This is a genomic window from Vibrio sp. 10N.247.311.51 (assembly GCF_041467855.1).
GTDB classification, from domain to species: domain Bacteria; phylum Pseudomonadota; class Gammaproteobacteria; order Enterobacterales; family Vibrionaceae; genus Vibrio; species Vibrio coralliirubri.
Map to the genome: position 1 here is coordinate 98,068 of NZ_JBFSVK010000006.1, position 19,204 is coordinate 117,271.

Sequence of the window (19,204 nt, forward strand, 5' to 3'; positions counted from 1 at the left end):
CATTGTAGTAAGCGATAGAGAACTTGCTGAGTAATCCGTTAACAACTAACCCTTTAGCCAGTGTGCCGTTCGCCAGACCATGAACTCGTCTATCTACAAAAAAGTTGATAATGAACGTTATTTAGCAAATGCCATGCCAGTTTAATAAGCCCTATATATCAGTAGTTTAATGATTTATAGCGTTTATTGTGCGTATAAAAAAACCGCTTGGGACATTTTGTCGCAAGCGGCTCATTGAGTGTTTAGTCAAAATGTACCTATTCTTTGTGTGGTATATTTTGTCCCATCTTTTTCAGGTCAGCTTCGTCTGACATTGTAGCGTTATTATCTGATACTGTGTTTTTATACAGTTCTTTTTCTTTTTCTTGTTCGGTTATTTCGGCACTTTCTGACGTTTCAAGTTCACTATCAGACACCTCGAGATCGCTTTCATAATTTTCTAAAACTTCACCTTCGTCTTTATTATCAATGAGTTGTTCTTCTTCTGGCGCAGTTTCTTCTTCCGTATTGTCTTTAACCCAATCACGCAAGGTTTCCGCTACCCCTTCAGAAAGAGACTTAAGATTGCTGTAATCGTCGTCGTAATCATCTAAACCATCACGAATGTTGAACTCTTCTGAGAGGAATAATTTACGCAATGCCGCTTTTTTTACGCTCTCTGAGGCTTCTGACACCAATAATTGAGCAACAGACAAGTCTTCAGTCGTTTCTGATGCTATCTCCTGAGATTCAATAGCTTGAGAATCGACAGCATGAGCGTCTTCATTCTGTTCTGGAGACTCATTTTCTAAAGCTCTATTTTCTAAAACCTCACGGTCTAATGACTCCGATGTTTCTGCGTCTATAGATGAAGCAGCAGTCGAAGCTTCAGCGGAAGTAAGCTCAGTTTCCTCAAGCGTTTGTTGCGCTTCTAATGGTTGGTCGGTCGATTCATCAAGCTTTCGTTGAGACCAACGGCTAAAAAAGTTAGTTGCCATTTGATCGACCCGCGCCTTTACGTTTCTTACGTCTTGCTTCCAATAACTCGCCATGACGACCGATGAACGCTTCCATCCAAGCTTGTACAGGCAATGGAATGTCGTATGAAAGGACTTGGTTGTCACCGTCCATGTATTGCCCTGCAACGGTTTGTGATGCTGTAAGTAACTGAATGACGGGCTTAACGCCAGAATCAACATTATCCATTACTAAGAAAAGTTTAGGTTGCTGAGAGCTGAGGTTGAAACGATAGTCTGTACGCTCGTCTTTATGTAATTGGAGTAAACACACGTCTTGGGCATCGTGTTCTGGCGACAGTTCAAACCCCGTCAATTCCCATTGCGTCGTTATCCAGATACCTGTTTTGATCTCTTTCTCTATTCTTTGGACACCGATTGGCCAAGCTGCTTCTGTTTTTTCATATTGTTCTTTGAATTCTTTTATCTCAGACATACTTCACCCAATTGATTTTCTTTGGTCTGAATGCACTTAGGACATTTTGTACTGTGCGCAATCATATACACCCCATAAAGCAATAAACACGCCAATACGGATTAATTGCGAGAGCGTATCTATAGCGTTCGTTATCAAGTTGTCACTATAACGTTAGTCGAAACTGGTTATTTCAGACAACTCCACCCGGTGAACTCTCATATTTTGCGCTATTTTAATCTAATGCTTCATGTTTCCATCAATCCCCGTTATTTTGGAATAAGATTTGCTTTAGCTAATTCGCTAATGTTATTCACAGAGCTATGTATTCTCAGAGCTATGGCATGTTCGGAACGATAATCGAAACCTAGGCCAAAGCGAACCAACAAACTAGCGCATTGATGAATGAGAGCCTTATTGCTCTTGTTGACTTCTTATCTCATAAAATCGCTATCTCATTAAGTAGGAAATGACTGTGGTAAAACCAAACATAATAAAAACCAGTGAGAACCCACTTCAGACAATCGAAGTTGAAGTGTTTGATGAATATGGCGAAAAGCTAACAAAACAGATCGCGTGTGAGCGCCCTCTTACCGTAATGTTGAACTGGAAAGAGATAGTAACCTTAATGACATTGGGCTCTCGTCCTGAGTCATTAGTATTAGGCTATTTGAAAAACCAAAGCTTCCTTTCTGATCCGGAAGCGGTTGAATCTATTATCATCGATTGGGAAACCAGCTCTGCTGCGGTTATCACCAAAGAAGATACAAGCCAACTTGAGCAAGCGCTTAAGAAGAAGACAGTAACCTCTGGCTGCGGTCAGGGCACCATGTATGGCAACGTAATGAAGCAGTTGGAAGATTACCAAGTGCCTCAAAACAAGATTAAACAATCTGAAATCTACACAGCGCTTGAAGCGTTGACTCACTACAACGATACCTACAAGAAAGCAGGCGCGGTGCACGGTTGTGCGGTTTGCAAAGACGACAAGGTTCTATCGTTTGTTGAAGATGTTGGCCGACACAATGCCGTTGATACATTGGCTGGTGAGATGTGGCTTAACAAAGAGACTGGTGAAGATAAGATCTTCTATACCACAGGCCGTTTAACGTCTGAGATGGTGATTAAGGTTGCTCAGATGGGTATCCCTGTTTTGCTATCGCGTTCTGGCGTGACACAAATGGGGTTAGACCTGGCTCAGAAGTTCGGCATCACCACGATTGCTCGCGCTAAAGGTTTACGCTTCCAAGTGTTCACAGGGGCAGACAAGATCGACTTTGATGTAAAAGGCGAACAATCAGCGTAAGTTCTTTAAAGGCCAACTTCTCTAAAGACAAATGCTATCTAAAGCTAGTTTTCTGGTGAACTTATATAAGGTGTAGGCGAAGGCTTGCACCTTTTTCTTTTGTTTCTTTTATTCCATTTACTCTCCTTACCGTTCCCTCTGCTTGCTCCATCATTCTATTCGCATAATTTTAACAGCCAGTTCGCTGTTACCCCCTTTCTGCACATTATTTCAGCAACAGAACGCGCTTAACATTTCTGTTTAGTTTTACTTAACGTTGATTTCAAAATTACTAGATATACCAAACGTTAACAATTCTTTATCTTATGCTCCGTGAACAGAACGAAGCACGCACTTATCGTGCTGCTTGGCGAAAGTTTCACTTCTTTGAATGCTCACTTCGAAGAAAATACATAAGAAAAAAGAATTGGATAACAATATGAAACAGCCTTTAAAAGCTTTAGCAATAGCTCTTGGATTGACCTTGGGTGCCAACTGTCACGCAATTGAACTTAAGCCGGTCGATACCGACTTTACATTACAAATACTGGGTTCAGGTGGTCCTATCTCGGATGACCTACGTGCATCATCAGGTGAAATCGTATGGTGGAAAGGCAAATCACGAATCATGATTGATGCCGGTGGCGGTGTTTACCTACGTTTCGGTCAAGCGGGTGCAAAACTTGAAGACCTAGATTTCATGGGTATAACTCACTTCCATACCGATCACGTCAATGACATGCCTGCTCTTCTTAAAGGTGGCTACTTCTTTGAACGTGAAAAGGCGTTGGAGATTTCAGGTCCAGCCGCAGGTTCAGCCTTCCCAAGCCTCAACGGTTACTTTGCAGCGAACTTTGACCCAGACCATGGCGCATACGCTTACCTTGCTGGCTTATACGATGGAACCGATGGCCTATTCCCAGTCAATCTTACCGATGTTGACTATAAATCCACAGTGCCAACCGTCGTTTACGAAAAAGATGGTTTGAAAATCACGGCTCTGGGTATTCCTCATGGTGATGTGCCTTGTCTCGCTTACCGAATTGAAAGTGAAGAAGGCGTGATGGTGATTTCAGCTGACCAAAACGGTAGCAACCCTGCGTTTTTAGACTTCGCTCGTGGCGCCGACATCATGATGATGCCAATGGCGATTCATGAACAAGCCGATGGTGTCTCTACATTCATGCACGCTAAGCCTTCTGTAATTGGTGAAATTGCAAAAGAGATCAATCCAAAAATGTTGGTACTTAACCACTGGATGGGTCTAGGCCTTAAGCGCAAATCTGAATCAATCAAAATTGTACGCGAATACTACGACGGACCAATCATGTCTGGTCGTGATTTAGCGAGCTTCCCTATGTCTGCGGTAAAGGAGAAATAATATGAACAACAAAATCGCCCTATCAATCGCGATCACGTCTGTGATTAGCCTTAACTCTGCAATGGCATTTGCTGATGCACCTGCCGAAGCCCCTGTTGAAGCTAAACAATCTTCAGGACACGGTGGTAAATGTGCTGCGGGTAAATGTGGTACAGAAAAACGCTTCGAAAAAGCGGAACTGACAAGCAACCCTCAAGACCGTTTAGTGCGCGCTCGTGATGGGAAATGTGGCTTAACGGCTGAAGGTATCTCGCCAAGCAAAGAGCGCATCCTAACGGCGAATAGCAAGGTGACAGGTGGAGTATGTGGCCAGTAGAAACGCATAAAACCAAAGCTTTAAAAACTAAGGCTTTAGCATCAAATGACCAAGCCCCTAAAAGCAGCGAGTTAAACCATAAAGTGCGAACCATTCAGAATACAGACAAAGGCATTGGACTACGCAGTGAGCATATTGAACTGCTCGCTCGTTCCCCAAAGCACCCTGATATTGATTTTCTGGAATTGGCTCCCGAGAACTGGATGAGCTTAGGTGGTCTTAAGCGCGAACAACTGCAGGATATAGCGAAGCAATACCCTTTGATCGCACACGGTTTAAGCTTATCCATTGGAGATTGTCAGCCGCTTAACACGAAGTTTGTACGTCAGGTTGGTCAATTTCTCGATGAACTGAATATTCAGGTATACAGCGAGCATCTGAGCTTCTCTCGAGACAGCCAAGGGTATCTGTATGAACTGTTACCCGTGCCACGTCACGCAGAAAATATCGGCTATTTAGCGGACAGAATCAAGCAAGTCCAAGACATCATTCAACGTCCTTTGGTAATGGAGAACATCTCTTATTACCACAACTACGGAGATGAGATGCCTGAGGGTGAGTTTATCGCTGAAATAGCAAAGCGCAGTGGCTGTGAGTTGTTGGTCGACATCAACAATCTCTACGTGAACAGTCATAACCACCATTTTGATGCGGCTGAAATGCTTAAGGCTTTACCAAGCGATGCTATTCGCTACTACCACATTGCTGGGCATTTAGTTGAAAGTGATGGCTCAGATGGAGGCAACAAATCGCTGATTGATACCCACGGTATGCCGGTACAGCAAGCGGTTATTGACTTGGCACGTTACACCTTCTCTATTCATGGCTGTAAACCGTTATTGCTAGAAAGAGACAACAACGTACCGCCTTTGGTCGTGCTGACTGAGGAATTACGAACGATGCACAGTCAGGTTCTAGATGCTGGTGTTGCTCATCGCCCAATGAATCAGGAGTTGGTTTATGCATAACCCTCCGAGCATGATGATTACTCAAACACACGCACTAACCGCGCTGATACGTTCGCCACTTGAAGACAACGCAGTGTGTCGATACAGCGAGTTCATTAGAGACAACGTATTTGGTGTATTAAACAACACATTCCCGCTGTTTTGCCAGCAAGTCGACCAAGACCAACTACTGATATTGGTTGATGAGTTTGTAGTGGTGCATTACGCCTCAGAGCCGGAGTTTCATCATATAGCAACTGAGTTTGTCAGCTTTATCCAGCGTCGCACTCAACCAATGGGTATGTCTAATCTGAGTGATTTGTCTACTTTGAGTGCGAGTCATGATCTCACAGCCGACCAGCTAGCGGTGTTGGAGTACGAATGGTGTGCCTTTTGCGTTGAAATTGACGCTTCAAAGCAAGTATTGCCGATGTCATGGACGGGTGACCTTCGTGTTGATGAACAACAGCTTCAATTGGGTTTGTTAGTCAACAGTACGATGAAGCTCGTACAGGTACCTTTCCTTGTTCATGGTGAGTCACTGACGTTTCTAACACAAAGGCGACACCCCATTTACTACGCGATTTATCGCGACCGTGACCAACGCGTCAACACGATAAAACTAAGAGAAATTGATGTTGCGATTATTCAAATAATTCAACAACAACCAAATCGTTCTTTAGCCGATATAAAACAAATAATTGCTCAACAATTGGCGAGATTCGAGTTTATTAATTGGGTCGAACATTTCAGTGAAGTTGAACTGATTGGCGTTCACTCTTTAGGAGAAAAATTATGATTAAGTCAGCCCTCAGCTGGTACGACGCTATTGTCGAAAAATGCAAACAATACGATTACTTAGTACTGCTTTCAGTACGTCTTTATCTGATTCCGGTGATTTACGTCGGTGCGCGCTCTAAAGTACTGGGCTTCTCGGGAACGGTGGCTTGGTTTGGTGCTTCGGCGGCCGACGGCGGTCTTAACCTTCCCTTCCCTGAGCTACTGGCATTCCTAGCGGCAGCGACCGAAGTATTAGGTTGTATCTGTATCGCGCTAGGCCTGTTTACTCGCTTTATCTCGATTCCAATGATTTTCATGATGAGCGTAGCGAGTGCAATGGTTCACTGGAAACACGGTTGGGATGCGATTGCGACTGGTGGTATGGAAGCAACCGTTCGTCTTAACGGCTTCATCGAATGGCTCGCGGTTAACTTCCCAGGTCGTTACAACTACATCACAGAACTTGGCGACCCGGTAATGCTGAACAACGGTATGGAGTTCGCAGGAACCTACTTCGTGATGTTGTTAGTACTGCTTGTTTACGGTGGTGGCCGTTACGTGAGTGCAGATTACTGGCTGCGTAAACAGTTCTCTAAAAAACAAAACAAAGCACTTCGTTGGTAATAGATTCTTTTCACACAGCTACATGTAAAACCCTTAATTAGTTCTCTCTAATTATCATCTTATTTTCCATTATCTTACCCGTCACACTCGTGGCGGGAAGGAGTTTTTATGCTTACAGATGTCGTTGATCTGTCGCGGTTTCAATTCGCAAGTACCGCTCTTTATCACTTTATATTCGTCCCCCTAACTATAGGCCTCTCCTTCTTACTCGCAGTGATGGAATCGCTGTATGTCATGACCAACAAAACCATCTACAAGGACATGACCAAGTTCTGGGGTAAGTTGTTTGGTATTAACTTTGCTGTCGGTGTTGCTACCGGCTTAACCATGGAATTCCAGTTCGGTACTAACTGGGCTTATTACTCGCATTACGTAGGCGATATCTTTGGCGCTCCGCTGGCCATTGAAGCCTTGATTGCGTTTTTCTTGGAATCAACCTTAGTCGGTATGTTCTTCTTCGGTTGGGACAAGCTTTCTAAGCGTCAGCACTTATCGGTAACGTGGTTGACGGCGTTGGGTTCGAACTTCTCTGGTCTGTGGATTCTGATGGCCAATGGCTGGATGCAAAACCCGGTGGGCGCAGAGTTTAACTTCGAAACCATGCGTATGGAGATGACAGACTTCGTCGAAGTGATCTTCAACCCAGTGACTCAAGTGAAGTTCGTACATACCGTTGCGGCAGGTTACACAACCGGCGCGCTATTTATTATGGGTATCAGTGCTTACTACATGCTTAAAGGGCGTGATTTACCGTTCGCTCGTCGTTCATTTGCAGTGGCAAGTGCTTTTGGTATGGCTGCGATTGTTTCGACAGTGATGCTAGGCGATGAATCTGGTTATGAATTGGGTGATGTTCAACAGGTGAAGCTGGCGGCTATCGAAGCTGAATGGCACACAGAAGAAGCCCCTGCCTCATTCACACTGTTTGGCTTCCCGAATCAAGAAACCATGGAAACGGATTACGCGATTAAGATCCCATACGTGATGGGTATTATCGCAACGCGATCTCTGGATACGCCAGTTGTCGGCATTCGTGATCTATTGGCAAAGAATGAAGAACGTGTTCGCAGCGGCATCTTAGCTTATGGGCTATTAGAAAAACTGCGTTCTGGTGATAAATCACAACAAAATATCGATGATTTTGAATCGGTTAAACATGATCTAGGTTATGGATTACTGGTTAAGAAATACAGCGATAATGTGGTGGATGCAACAGAGCAACAGATCAAACAAGCAGCCAAAGACACAATCCCCACGGTTGCCCCTCTGTTCTGGAGCTTCCGCATCATGGTGGTGTGTGGCGTCTTGATGTTTGCCATCATTGGTCTTTCATTCGTACAAATTTGTCGTCGTAAGATTGGTACCAACCGTTGGTTACTGAAAGCAACAATATGCGCGATTCCACTACCTTGGATTGCCTGTGAAGCCGGTTGGTTTGTTGCGGAATACGGTCGTCAGCCTTGGGCTATTGGTGAAATTCTGCCAGTAAACATGGCGGCTTCTAATCTACCCGCTTCAAGTTTATGGATCTCTATCGGATTGGTTTACTTGTTCTACACCGCATTCCTGATTGTAGAAATGTTCCTGATGGTTAAGTTTGCAAAAATGGGCCCGAGCGCACTGAAAACAGGTCGCTATCACCATGAGCAATCAAACCAAGATCTAGCCCTTACAGGTGAGCAAAGCGCACCGCGTCAGCTAGATAAAACTATCGACCTTCATTAAGGAATTCAGATGTTTGATTACGAAAATCTTCGCCTGTTTACATGGGCAGTTATTGGCGTGTTGTTGATCGGTTTTATCATTACCGATGGTTTCGACATGGGCGTTGCAGCGTTGCTCCCTGTTCTAGGGAAGTCGGAAGTTGATCGACGAATCATGATTAACTCGATTGCCCCTCACTGGGATGGCAACCAAGTATGGTTGGTTACCGCGGGTGGCGCTATCTTTGCGATATGGCCTGCAATCTACGCGGCTGCGTTCTCCGGGTTCTATTTAGCCATGATTATCGTGTTGGCGACCTTGTGGTTAAGACCGCTCGGTATGGATTACCGCGCTAAAATTGACAACCCACAATGGAAGAAAGCTTGTGATATTGCACTTATCGTCAGTGGCTTCATTCCTCCGGTTATCTTTGGTGTTGGTTTCGGTAACTTGATGATTGGTGTTCCGTTTGAATTTAACGAATTGCTAATGATGTCATACCAAGGTGGTTTCTGGGATCTACTCACGCCCTTCCCACTACTATGTGGCTTGGTGAGCTTGGCGATGGTTGTCACGCAAGGCGCGGCATTCCTACAGATGAAAACGACGGGTGATTTAAAACAACGTGCGCAGAAAGTGATCGTATGTATGGCGCTTGTCACTGTCGGACTGTTTATTGTTGGTGGGATATACGCGTATACACTTCCGGGTTACCTGATTACTAGCCCAGTTGTGACTGATGGTGTTTCAAACCCGTTATTAAAACATGTCATGAAGTTTGATGACCTACTGCTACACAACTACGAAAACTATCCGGTACTTTGGGGAATTCCTGCATTAGGCATCATCGGAATGCTGAGCTGTGCAGTGATGACTCGACTTAACCGCGCTGGTTTGGCCTTCGCTTCTTCGAGCTTATCGATAGCAAGCATCATAACGACAGCGGGCGTTGCCCTATTCCCAATGATCATGCCATCTAGCTTGATGCCATCGCATAGCTTAACGCTGTGGGACGGAACATCGAGTGAGTTAACACTGAGCATTATCTCGGTTGTGGCAGTTATCGTGGTGCCAATTATTTTGGGTTACACAATCTGGTGTTACTACAAAATGTTCGGTCGACTAGACAGCCAATACATTCACGATAACAGCTCGTCACTGTATTAATTAAAGATGAAATAGGAGGATAACCTATGTGGTATTTATGTTGGGTACTGGGCGTATTACTCGCCTGCGCGTTTGGAATCATTAATGCGCTGTGGTTAGAGCACACCGACTTTCTCGATGAACAAAACGAACAAAATTGATCGGTAAAGTTACTAACAACTGTTAACTCGATAGTAAGCTAACTACTTAAAATAGCTGAAAGTCCTCATTTAATGCGATGCCTGCGATTTCAAGATTGCCGACATGAGTGTTAATGAGGACTTTTTCTTTTCGCATCTAATCTCATGAGCTTAACCTCATCTGATCAAGCAAACTAGACTCTTCAAATTACTAAGTTAATCGTTAAGTTGGTGCATATCATCGATTAAGTTGCTTTCCCCACCAACCGACCTTGCTTTAACAACCCTATAGGCTATTAGTTACATATCCATCATTTAAATGTATCTAATAACTATTAAGCATAGATGGACATGAAACGTCATCGGCTAAAGGGAGTTAACCATGAACAATCCATCAGAACCTCAGCATCGTTTGCTGTCTCTTTCTATTCGCAGTAAGTTTATTTTAATCAACCTCACCCTATTTATTTCTGTTTTTATCTATGCCATCTACGAGCAGTTCAGCTTAGACAAATTGGAATCATTGGAGATCGCTGCAACCGAAAATCTCAGAAGCTCAGTCGATTTATTAACGCTTAGGCGACATGAGAAAGACTTCTTGTCTCGCCACGATCAAAAATACGCAGAGCGTTTCGATAAAACCGCCGCCACATTGAATCAAAGATTGGTGACGTTGAACCAAACCCTAACCTCGCACGAGCTTCACCTGACCGATCAAATGACCAAGATCTCCGATACCCTTCATCAATATCAGAAACAGTTCCACCAGATCGTTAATCAAGTGAACGACATTGAACGCACCACCCCACCTTTGGGCTTTGTCGCAACTCTCGATGGAAAAAGAACAGCGCTGAAGTCAGCAATCGAATCAGAATCAAGTTTGGCACTGGAACTTGCGTTGTTAGAGCTGATCGAAAAAGACTTCCATTACCTCGCACATATTAATAGCCAAACGAATGCAGCGTTAACCAAGGCTCTTGTTGAGTTTGAACCCTACTCCCAAACTTCGATTGCGACTGAACAAGCCTATTCCGAATATAAGGCTGCGGTTGAAACTCTGTTGGTTGCTAACAGCAATCTAGGTTTGTCTGCAGAGTTGGGGCTTAGAGGCGCCTTACGTAGCAATGTTCATCAAACGGAGCAAGCTATTGAAGAAGTGCAGAATGAGATAAGCCAAGCGATTACAGCGGCAGTAAGAAACACACAAAACATGTTACATCTGTTTGGTGCAGCTATCGTCGCTCTGCTTTCTCTGTTATTGGTGTTCATCGGTCGCAACATCCTGGGTCGTATCAAAGCGATAAACGTGATGATGGAGTCTATTGCAAATGGAGATGGAGACTTAACCGTCAGAATGAACGCCAAAGGTCACGACGAGCTCGCTCAACTTGCCCACTCGTTCGATACCTTCATCGATAAACTGCACGGTAACATCAAAGAGCTATCCGGCGTGATGACGGTGCTGACAGACAGTTCATGCAGCTCTGAAGAAGCGGCAGTTAAAAGCATGAGCAATGCAGAGAAACAAAAGCAGCAATCTGAATCGGTAGCGACGGCAGTTAACGAGTTAGTGATGACCAGTAATGAGGTGACGGCGAACATCGAAAATGCCGCAACCAATGCCGAGAAGATCAAAGAAAATGCCCATCAAGCGCTACAAAAGACACAATCAACCAACGACAGCATTAATGTCTTGGTAGAAAACATCGCAGAGTCTCAGGATCTCATCGTTCAGCTTGAAGAACAGAGCCGTGAAATCAATCAGGTGGTGACGACCATTCAAGGTATTGCTGAGCAAACTAACCTATTGGCACTTAATGCTGCGATTGAAGCAGCGCGTGCTGGTGATCATGGACGAGGTTTCGCTGTGGTTGCCTCGGAAGTGCGAGAGCTTTCCCTAATGACCAACGACTCAACCCATCAAATAGAATCCACGATTCATGGTTTAACCACTGGGATAGACAAGACCGTCGCTAAGATGACAGCGAGCTTAGAACAAACTGAGCTGGTGAAAAGCCAAACCAAAGACGTGGTGAATGCGATTGAAGGAATACACTTCCAAGTTGGCGAGATGTTCGACTTAAACAGTCAGATCTCAACAGCGTCCGAAGAGCAATCAATGGTGTCGGTTGAGATTGACCGAAACATTACGGATATCGCACACCTTGCCAGTGATACCTATACCGTGGTTTCTGGATCAGTGCGTTGCAGTGAACAAGTCTCGAGCGTGAGTGTGAAGCTAGAGAAGATTGTCGCGCAGTTCAAGTACTAGTGATTAGTGATTAACGCAAGTTAGTTGATTTATGCGGTATGGAAAAACAAAAGGCCTCTATCTTACTAATAAGATAGAGGCCTTTCTAATTTTGAATACGTACTAACGTGTTATTACGTATTAGTTCTTGCTACACGGTATTAGCCGCGTGCTTTCAAGAACTCAGCGTAAGTACCGCGGAAATCGTTGATCTTGCCATCTTTAATTTCAAGGATACGAGTTGCAAGTGAGTCTACGAATACACGGTCGTGAGATACGAAGAACAATGTGCCTTTGTAGTTCTCAAGAGCCAAGTTAAGCGCTTCGATAGATTCCATATCCATGTGGTTTGTTGGCTCATCCATTAGCAGGATGTTTGGTTTATGCATCATGATCTTACCAAGAAGCATACGACCTTGCTCACCACCAGAGATAACCTTTACAGATTTCTTAATGTCGTCTTGACCAAATAGCATACGACCTAGGAAGCCACGAACAACTTGCTCGTCTTCGCCTTCTTGGCGCCATTGGCTCATCCAATCAAACAGGTTCATGTCTGTCTCGAAATCATGTGCGTGATCTTGAGCGTAGTAACCGATGTTTGAGTTTTCAGACCACTTGTACTCACCAGTGCGAGGCTCAAGAGCGCCAGCTAGTGTGTTAAGTAGTGTTGTTTTACCCACACCGTTCTCACCGATGATAGCAACACGCTCACCTACTTCGAAGATACCGTCGAACTTGTTGTATAGGTCTTCTTCAAAACCTTGAGATAGGTTTTCAACCACAAGTGCGTTACGGAATAGCTCTTTAGATTGTTCGAAACGGATGAATGGGTTTTGACGGCTAGACGCTTTAACTTCATCTAGTTGGATCTTATCGATCTGCTTAGCACGAGACGTTGCTTGCTTCGCTTTCGATGCGTTAGCAGAGAAACGAGATACGAACGTTTGAAGTTCAGCAATTTGCGCTTTCTTCTTAGCGTTGTCAGACAATAGACGCTCACGAGCTTGAGTCGCAGCCGTCATGTACTCATCGTAGTTACCTGGGAATAGACGAAGTTCGCCGTAATCAAGGTCAGCCATGTGTGTACAAACAGAGTTTAGGAAGTGACGGTCGTGCGAAATGATGATCATTGTGCAGTTACGTTGGTTTAGCGTATCTTCCAACCACTTGATGGTATCCATGTCCAGGTTGTTCGTTGGTTCGTCAAGAAGCATGATATGCGGGTCTGCAAACAGTACTTGAGACAATAGAACACGAAGTTTCCAACCCGGTGCTACTTCGCTCATCAGACCGAAGTGCATTGATTCTTCAATACCTACCGCAAGAAGAAGCTCACCCGCTTTAGCTTCTGCCATGTAGCCATCCATTTCAGCGAACTGAACTTCAAGGTCAGCCACTTTCATGCCGTCTTCTTCGCTCATTTCTGGCAAAGAGTAAATGCGGTCACGCTCTTGCTTAATAGCCCAAAGCTCTTTGTGACCCATGATAACCGTGTCGATTACCGTGAATTCTTCGTAAGCAAATTGGTCTTGGTTTAGCTTAGCAACGCGCTCGTTTGGATCGTAGCTTACGTTACCAGCACTTGGCTCTAGTTCACCAGATAGGATCTTCATGAACGTCGATTTACCACAGCCATTCGCGCCGATTAAACCGTAGCGGTTGCCTTCGCCGAACTTAACTGAAATATTTTCGAAAAGTGGCTTAGCGCCGAATTGTTGGGTGATATTTGCTGTGGAGATCAATGCCATTACCTTTTTAATGTGAAAAACGCCGCAACGTTACTTGTTCAGGGCTTTAACTGCAAGTATTGATTGCAATTACTGGCCATTAAGTGAGTGATAACCTAGCCAAATCATAGTTTGAGCTGACTCACATTTTTGATTTTCTATTTATCGCAGTAAAACCGTCGATTTTAAGGAAAAACAAAATATCGAACAGAGCCCCATAATGGGCGGTATATAACGTCCCAAATCATGCCAACCATTGAATATATCGTATGCTGATTGGTCACAGTAAAACTAACCCGATCAAAGCAACAACATACATAGGCAAGACTAGCCTAATCCCTGACAATTTTATGACAAAATCAGCCGAAACGGGAATAAAGTACTCGCCCCCGACACGGGGTTGGATTTCACAAAGTCAGATTATCTAACTATAGTAATCCTAACCTCATAATTCTAAGAGACTTTTATGCGTTCACTATCGCGCTTCTTAATCCTCACTTTGGCCATTCTCTCTTGGCCTAGTCATGCCAACTTGGAATATGACTTACAATCTCAGCCGCAGGTATCCGATTCCGCTGTTGATCTCGATGATCGAATTGATTCGTTACCCGACCCCCTCTTTATGGAGCCGTCGGACAGACGCCAAGTCAATATATTACTCGCTGAAGTGCTACAAGTTCAAAAACAGGAAATCAAAACCTTCGAGCAACAGATAAAAGCCTACAGAGCGAACAATGACGCCGAACAATGGTTTGCCGTTCAAACCAGCTACGTCACTTTGAATAGCTTGAATGTAAGCAAGCAACACCTGTTAGAGCAGACGAACTCCGCTAATAAAGAGCGTCTAACCGGTTTTGGTCCTTACGGCGTAACTCAATTTAAACAAGAGTGGGAATTAACCAAGCTCAACATTGAGTATCTTGTTTACTTCCAGATTCGTAGCTTTAAAGCGCTCGTTAAAGACATCTTTATTTCGCCAGTACCTGTGATTGGTGCATCGTTAAAAGTGTTGTTCATCTATTTTGGTTTAGCGTGGTGGCTTGCCAACAGCACTCGCTTGATTGAGTTGTTCAGAATTAATTTTCTTGAAGCGAAAACGAACCCTCCTTTCTTAGTACGTGTGATCTGGTATATCAGCCGCGCTGATCGTGCGATTGCTTGGTTAATCGCGATTACGCTTTCTCTAAGAGTGCTCTCCAGCATCCCTAGCCTACAACACCTGATTTTCCTTGAGATCTTCACCTGGTGGATTCTAGGTGGTTCGATTGCCATCAGCTTTATTTTGGAATTTGCGTATCGTTTGGGTCGCACATCCAATCAAGAAGTGATTGCGCTGCGCCTATCGACTATTCGCCGTTATGTATGGAGCTTCATTGTTGCGGGTGTGACCCTTCAGATATCGAGCATCACGCTAGGCAAAGGTACTATCTATAGCTGGATCTACAGCGCCCTATTTTTCTGGTTTGTACTGGTTACCATTTCAGTGCTTAGATTATGGCGCGTGAAAGTCTTTGATACGCTGCAACATATCTCCGATCGTCCGGTATGGGTGAACTGGGCAGTAAACCGTAAGGAAACCTTCCTACTCAATATATTAGCGACGGCAATTGGCATCGTATGGTTGAGCGTGTACAGCTTCCAACACCGCATCATGGCCTTGCTATCTAATTACACGCTGTTTAGCCAAGCTTTGGCTTATCTATTTAGAATCGAAGTGGCTAAGCAGTCTGACCTTGATAAAAACCAACAAAACTTGGTTCGAATCAAAGGCGATCAAACCTATGAGTACATCCTGCCGGGTAATATCGACAGCACTCTAATTGATTACGCCGGTGATGAGGTTAAGCAACTGTCTCGCTACCTGATGTCAGACAGCCCTGCTATCTGTATTGTTTCAGGTGAACGTGGTGTGGGCGCAACAACGCTGCTTTATACCCTATTGCACAAAGTCTCTAACGCTGAACCTGTCTACGTAAGTTGCCCTTACGCAGGTTATCAAGAGCTGTTAGCGCATCTAGCTGTGAGCATCGGCTTGGAAGAGAAAGCGACTGAGATTCAGATCTTGGCGCACCTTCGTAAAAGCAAGACCACGTACTTGATTGCGATCGACAATGCACAACGTCTAGTTAAGCCAATGGTTGGCGGCCTGTCTGATTTGATTCGTTTAACCAACCTACTGCGCCGTTCTAAAAAGAACCACCGTATCGTGATTTCGATTGCTAAATCGAGCTGGCGATTTGTCGATCGTGCGCGTGGTGAACGTCTGCTGTTTGATTTGGTGTGTTTTCTACCACGTTGGACAGAGAAACAGGTCGGTGAGCTTCTGAATAGCCGTATCAATACAGAGCTTGAGAAGCCGCTGTCGTTTGATGGTTTGGTGGTGCCTAAACAGTGGGACCAAGATGACATGAGCGAGGAAGACCGCGCACGCCAAGGTTTCTACCGAATCTTGTGGCATTACTCTGATGGTAACCCTACCGTTGCTCTGCGCTTCTTCCGACTTTCTTTGAATCGAAACAAAGATACCGATCAAGCCGTGGTGCGCTTGTTCCATGTTCCTGAAGCACAAGAGCTGGAAAACATGCCAAAACCTATGTTGGCTGTGCTTCGCTCTATCGTGCAATTGGAAATCGCGTCTCCGGAAGTCTTGTCTGATTGTACGCAGCTAAGTACGGCTGAGATAACGGGCATTCTGCGTTACTTTGAAAGCCGTGGTTATATTGGTTGGCATGAAGAAAAGGCTCGAATTTCCGAGCACTGGTTCCGCCACATTACTAACGTCCTCGACCGTCAACATCTACTGGTGAAGTAAAATGAAGAAGTTATTTATCCTACTATTTGTTGGCTTGGCAAGTGCTGTCAGTTTCCCGACTTTTGCGACGGAAGAGTTAGCAAATGTAGAAAACATCTCAAAGATAGCGAGCCTAGTGCGATGGAGCGGCGTGTTCTTCTCCATGATCGTTATCGCTGCAATGTGGTTGCTGCTTAAGTTTATCAACTCAATGGTGACCAGTTTTGGTAGCCAATTCGTGCAATATCGAATGCTGCTACAGAAACTGCAGTCGTTTACTCAGTTCTTTATCTACGTGAGCACCGGTCTTATCGTGTTCATGATGAGCTTTAGAATCAACGACCAAATACTGGCTTTGATTGGTGGTACCCTCGCCGTGTCGGTCGGCTTTGCACTTAAAGACTTGGCAGCTTCATTCATCGCGGGTATCACTGTGATGATTGATAGACCCTTTCAAGTTGGTGACCGTGTCACGTTCGAAGGCAACTACGGCGATATTATTACCATCGGTTTGCGTTCGGTACGCATGAGAACCCTGAATGATGACATTATTACCATTCCGAACAACAAGTTCTTAAATGAAGTGACCACCAGTGGTAACTATGGCGCATTGGACATGCAGGTGGTGATTCCGTTTTACGTCGGTATGGATGAAGACATCACCCTAGCCCGCGACCTGATTCAAGAAGCGGCGTCTTCAAGTCGTTACATTCACTTGCCGAAGCCTGTAACGGTTTTAGTTAAACAGACGATTACCGATAACTACCTAGCAATACAGCTAACTTGTAAGGCTTATGTTGTGGATACTGCGTATGAGAAGCTGTTTGAAACCGACATTACTTTGCGTGTGATGAAAGAGTTTAAGAAGCACAACATCAACCCACCGAAAATTTCAGTGGCAGCGCATTAATCGCATTTGGTCTAAAGCTCGGAGAGTGAATTAATCTCCTAGTCAGCGACAAACGAAAACACCTCCGAACTTATCTCAAGTGCGGAGGTGTTTTTTATGAGCTTTTTATCTTCAACCAAGTTCGTGTTGAGGCTAAACCTTAAAGTATTTCAATTGCTCAGTAAGGTGTTCTGTAGTGTTCGCCATTTTCTGACTGTCTTCTGCGAGCGATTGTGAGGCCTGCAGTACTTCATTTGCAGCGAGATGAATCCCAGTGACACTTTCACTCATTTCGGTGGCTACCGTGCTTTGTTGCTCTGAGGCTGCGGCGATCTGCGCGACCATGTCGTTAGCGTTATGCAGTTCATTCACAATCACATCGAGTTGTTGACGAGTTTCGTTAGACGCGATAACGCTGTGATCAACTTTCTCGTTGCTGCTTTGCATTGCCTTGAAGGTGCGCTCTGCTTGTTGAGTCAGCTTCTCAATCGTGGATTGCACTTCGTTAGTTGAATTCTGAGTGCGGCTAGCAAGGTTACGGACTTCATCAGCAACAACTGCGAATCCTCTACCTTGCTCTCCTGCACGTGCCGCTTCTATTGCTGCGTTGAGCGCTAATAAGTTCGTTTGTTCTGATACATCACGAATCACACCAACGACTTGGCTTATTTCAGTCACGCCTGATTGCAGATCTCCGACTAAGTTGTTCGCGGTCGAAATGTTCTCCGAAACCTGAGATATAGTCTCAGACGTTACCTGCATGTTTTGGTCGTTTTGGTTTGCGTGGCCGACAACCTTATTGGTGCTAGCCGCGGTATTTTCGGCATTCACAGCGACATCAGAAATGGTCGCGCTCATCTCTGTCATTGCAGTCGATAGCAATTCAAGCTGTGCATGTTGTGAGTTAACACTGGTTGCTGCTTCTTCACTGGCTTGAGCAATGTGGCTCGCCATGTTGCTGGATAAATCCGCCGATTCATTGGCTGTGCGAAGCGTACTTTGCAGTTTGTCGAGCATGGTATCAATTTGTTGGCTCATATCGCCCAGTTCATCTTTGCGTGTCATATTCATGCGTACACGAAGATCGCCATCGGCAATTTTGTGAGTGTTGTCGATAAGCTTGTTAAGCGGCACTAGGATGTTATTTGAAATCGCGTAGCCCATCGCAAACAATAAGCCTGACAATACGACCGCGACCAACCCCTCTTTGAGCGCCAATGCATAGAACGCGTCTTGAATGTCCGAAACTAGGATTCCCGAGCCAACGATCCAATTCCACTCAGGGAACAGCTGTACGTAGGAGATCTTGTCTTTGAGTTCACCTTGCGGGCTCATCCATTGGTAATCAAGAAAGCCTTTCTCTTCTGGAGTACGGGAAATGGTGACCATCTCACGCCAGTGGTATTTCCCCGCACCATCTTTAAAGTTACCCGCGTTTTTGCCATTGAGTTCAGGCTTTAATGGATGGATAACAACGTTGAGTTGCTGGTTTAAGATCCAGAAGTAATTGGTGGTGTCATAACGAAGGGTTTCGATCGCTTGAAGTGCTTGTTTCTTTGCGACCTCTTCACCGAGCACATTACGTTGGTTGTAATAGTAGCTCGCTAAGCTGACTGCAGTTTCGACTTGAGCACTGAGCTTATCTTGACGCTCTTGCATGGAACTAGCACGCTGCTGCATTAGATTAAAAGTGGACGCCATTACCAATAGAACAACCGATAAAATGACGATGGAGACGAGTTTTGATTTGATAGATAAGTTGCTTAATTTCATAGCTGACTGACTTTATTATTTGTTTTGATTATGGATT

16 protein-coding genes are annotated in these 19,204 nt (G+C 44.7%); 12 read left to right on the plus strand and 4 right to left on the minus strand.

Features of this window, described 5'->3' with window-relative positions:
- Positions 1-257 precede the first annotated feature (257 nt).
- Positions 258-977 carry a DUF3306 domain-containing protein gene (locus AB6E85_RS07690; protein WP_372142111.1) on the minus strand — a complete coding sequence of 240 codons (720 nt, stop codon included), beginning with the start codon at positions 975-977 and terminating at the stop codon, positions 258-260.
- Complete coding sequence (locus AB6E85_RS07695) at positions 967-1,431, minus strand: DUF3305 domain-containing protein (protein ID WP_050645560.1); 465 nt, start codon at positions 1,429-1,431, stop codon at positions 967-969. Before AB6E85_RS07695 ends, AB6E85_RS07690 begins: the two co-directional genes overlap by 11 nt.
- Positions 1,432-1,885: 454 nt before the next feature.
- Here AB6E85_RS07695 and AB6E85_RS07700 point away from each other — a divergent pair, with 454 nt between their 5' ends.
- The 10 genes from AB6E85_RS07700 to AB6E85_RS07745 all read left to right on the plus strand — a co-directional run bounded on the left by AB6E85_RS07700 (position 1,886) and on the right by AB6E85_RS07745 (position 12,005).
- The gene (locus AB6E85_RS07700; RefSeq protein ID WP_048611568.1) at positions 1,886-2,716 is read left to right on the plus strand and encodes a formate dehydrogenase accessory sulfurtransferase FdhD; all 831 of its coding nucleotides are present in this window, start codon (positions 1,886-1,888) and stop codon (positions 2,714-2,716) included.
- Between the two features lie 418 nt (positions 2,717-3,134).
- Entirely contained in the window at positions 3,135-4,076 is a 942-nt protein-coding gene (locus AB6E85_RS07705) for an MBL fold metallo-hydrolase (protein ID WP_048612073.1), read from the plus strand.
- Between the two features lies 1 nt (position 4,077).
- On the plus strand, positions 4,078-4,392 hold the full coding sequence (locus tag AB6E85_RS07710; protein WP_004733741.1) for a hypothetical protein: 315 nt from the start codon (positions 4,078-4,080) through the stop codon (positions 4,390-4,392).
- An 83-nt stretch (positions 4,393-4,475) separates the two neighbouring features.
- Positions 4,476-5,360: a DUF692 domain-containing protein gene (locus tag AB6E85_RS07715; protein WP_372142216.1), complete on the plus strand. Its 885-nt coding sequence runs from the start codon at positions 4,476-4,478 to the stop codon at positions 5,358-5,360.
- A complete protein-coding gene (locus AB6E85_RS07720) occupies positions 5,353-6,138 on the plus strand; it encodes a putative DNA-binding domain-containing protein (protein ID WP_046225232.1) in 786 nt (261 codons plus the stop codon). Before AB6E85_RS07715 ends, AB6E85_RS07720 begins: the two co-directional genes overlap by 8 nt.
- On the plus strand, positions 6,135-6,743 hold the full coding sequence (locus tag AB6E85_RS07725) for a DoxX family protein (RefSeq protein ID WP_017083666.1): 609 nt from the start codon (positions 6,135-6,137) through the stop codon (positions 6,741-6,743). The genes AB6E85_RS07720 and AB6E85_RS07725 overlap by 4 nt, the downstream gene beginning before the upstream one ends.
- A 108-nt stretch (positions 6,744-6,851) precedes the next feature.
- On the plus strand, positions 6,852-8,468 hold the full coding sequence (locus tag AB6E85_RS07730; protein WP_050653485.1) for a cytochrome ubiquinol oxidase subunit I: 1,617 nt from the start codon (positions 6,852-6,854) through the stop codon (positions 8,466-8,468).
- A gap of 9 nt (positions 8,469-8,477) precedes the next feature.
- On the plus strand, positions 8,478-9,614 hold the full coding sequence (gene cydB / locus AB6E85_RS07735) for a cytochrome d ubiquinol oxidase subunit II (protein ID WP_050052530.1): 1,137 nt from the start codon (positions 8,478-8,480) through the stop codon (positions 9,612-9,614).
- A 26-nt stretch (positions 9,615-9,640) separates the two neighbouring features.
- Entirely contained in the window at positions 9,641-9,754 is a 114-nt protein-coding gene (cydX, locus tag AB6E85_RS07740; protein ID WP_004733754.1) for a cytochrome bd-I oxidase subunit CydX, read from the plus strand.
- A 361-nt stretch (positions 9,755-10,115) separates the two neighbouring features.
- On the plus strand, positions 10,116-12,005 hold the full coding sequence (locus tag AB6E85_RS07745; RefSeq protein WP_372142112.1) for a methyl-accepting chemotaxis protein: 1,890 nt from the start codon (positions 10,116-10,118) through the stop codon (positions 12,003-12,005).
- A gap of 140 nt (positions 12,006-12,145) precedes the next feature.
- On the opposite strand, the gene AB6E85_RS07750 is transcribed toward AB6E85_RS07745, so the two are convergent.
- On the minus strand, positions 12,146-13,729 hold the full coding sequence (locus AB6E85_RS07750) for an ABC-F family ATPase (RefSeq protein WP_009846736.1): 1,584 nt from the start codon (positions 13,727-13,729) through the stop codon (positions 12,146-12,148).
- A gap of 451 nt (positions 13,730-14,180) precedes the next feature.
- Between AB6E85_RS07750 and AB6E85_RS07755 the strand changes: the two genes are divergently transcribed.
- Together AB6E85_RS07755 and AB6E85_RS07760 are read left to right on the plus strand one after the other, a co-directional pair.
- The gene (locus tag AB6E85_RS07755; RefSeq protein WP_372142113.1) at positions 14,181-16,526 is read left to right on the plus strand and encodes an ATP-binding protein; all 2,346 of its coding nucleotides are present in this window, start codon (positions 14,181-14,183) and stop codon (positions 16,524-16,526) included.
- A 1-nt stretch (position 16,527) separates the two neighbouring features.
- The gene (locus AB6E85_RS07760) at positions 16,528-17,415 is read left to right on the plus strand and encodes a mechanosensitive ion channel family protein (RefSeq protein WP_048612067.1); all 888 of its coding nucleotides are present in this window, start codon (positions 16,528-16,530) and stop codon (positions 17,413-17,415) included.
- Positions 17,416-17,547: 132 nt separating this feature from the next.
- Here AB6E85_RS07760 and AB6E85_RS07765 read toward each other — a convergent pair whose 3' ends face one another.
- Positions 17,548-19,167: a methyl-accepting chemotaxis protein gene (locus AB6E85_RS07765; RefSeq protein WP_372142114.1), complete on the minus strand. Its 1,620-nt coding sequence runs from the start codon at positions 19,165-19,167 to the stop codon at positions 17,548-17,550.
- Positions 19,168-19,204 lie beyond the last annotated feature (37 nt).

Excerpts from the sequence above, each read along its gene's own strand:
- AB6E85_RS07690 (WP_372142111.1), bottom strand. The coding sequence starts at position 977 with ATGGCAACTAACTTTTTTAGCCGTTGGTCTCAACGAAAGCTTGATGAA.
- AB6E85_RS07695 (WP_050645560.1), bottom strand. The coding sequence starts at position 1,431 with ATGTCTGAGATAAAAGAATTCAAAGAACAATATGAAAAAACAGAAGCA.
- AB6E85_RS07705 (WP_048612073.1), top strand. The coding sequence starts at position 3,135 with ATGAAACAGCCTTTAAAAGCTTTAGCAATAGCTCTTGGATTGACCTTG.
- AB6E85_RS07710 (WP_004733741.1), top strand. The coding sequence starts at position 4,078 with ATGAACAACAAAATCGCCCTATCAATCGCGATCACGTCTGTGATTAGC.
- AB6E85_RS07720 (WP_046225232.1), top strand. The coding sequence starts at position 5,353 with ATGCATAACCCTCCGAGCATGATGATTACTCAAACACACGCACTAACC.
- AB6E85_RS07725 (WP_017083666.1), top strand. The coding sequence starts at position 6,135 with ATGATTAAGTCAGCCCTCAGCTGGTACGACGCTATTGTCGAAAAATGC.
- AB6E85_RS07730 (WP_050653485.1), top strand. The coding sequence starts at position 6,852 with ATGCTTACAGATGTCGTTGATCTGTCGCGGTTTCAATTCGCAAGTACC.
- cydB (WP_050052530.1), top strand. The coding sequence starts at position 8,478 with ATGTTTGATTACGAAAATCTTCGCCTGTTTACATGGGCAGTTATTGGC.
- cydX (WP_004733754.1), top strand. The coding sequence starts at position 9,641 with ATGTGGTATTTATGTTGGGTACTGGGCGTATTACTCGCCTGCGCGTTT.
- AB6E85_RS07745 (WP_372142112.1), top strand. The coding sequence starts at position 10,116 with ATGAACAATCCATCAGAACCTCAGCATCGTTTGCTGTCTCTTTCTATT.
- AB6E85_RS07755 (WP_372142113.1), top strand. The coding sequence starts at position 14,181 with ATGCGTTCACTATCGCGCTTCTTAATCCTCACTTTGGCCATTCTCTCT.
- AB6E85_RS07760 (WP_048612067.1), top strand. The coding sequence starts at position 16,528 with ATGAAGAAGTTATTTATCCTACTATTTGTTGGCTTGGCAAGTGCTGTC.
- AB6E85_RS07765 (WP_372142114.1), bottom strand. The coding sequence starts at position 19,167 with ATGAAATTAAGCAACTTATCTATCAAATCAAAACTCGTCTCCATCGTC.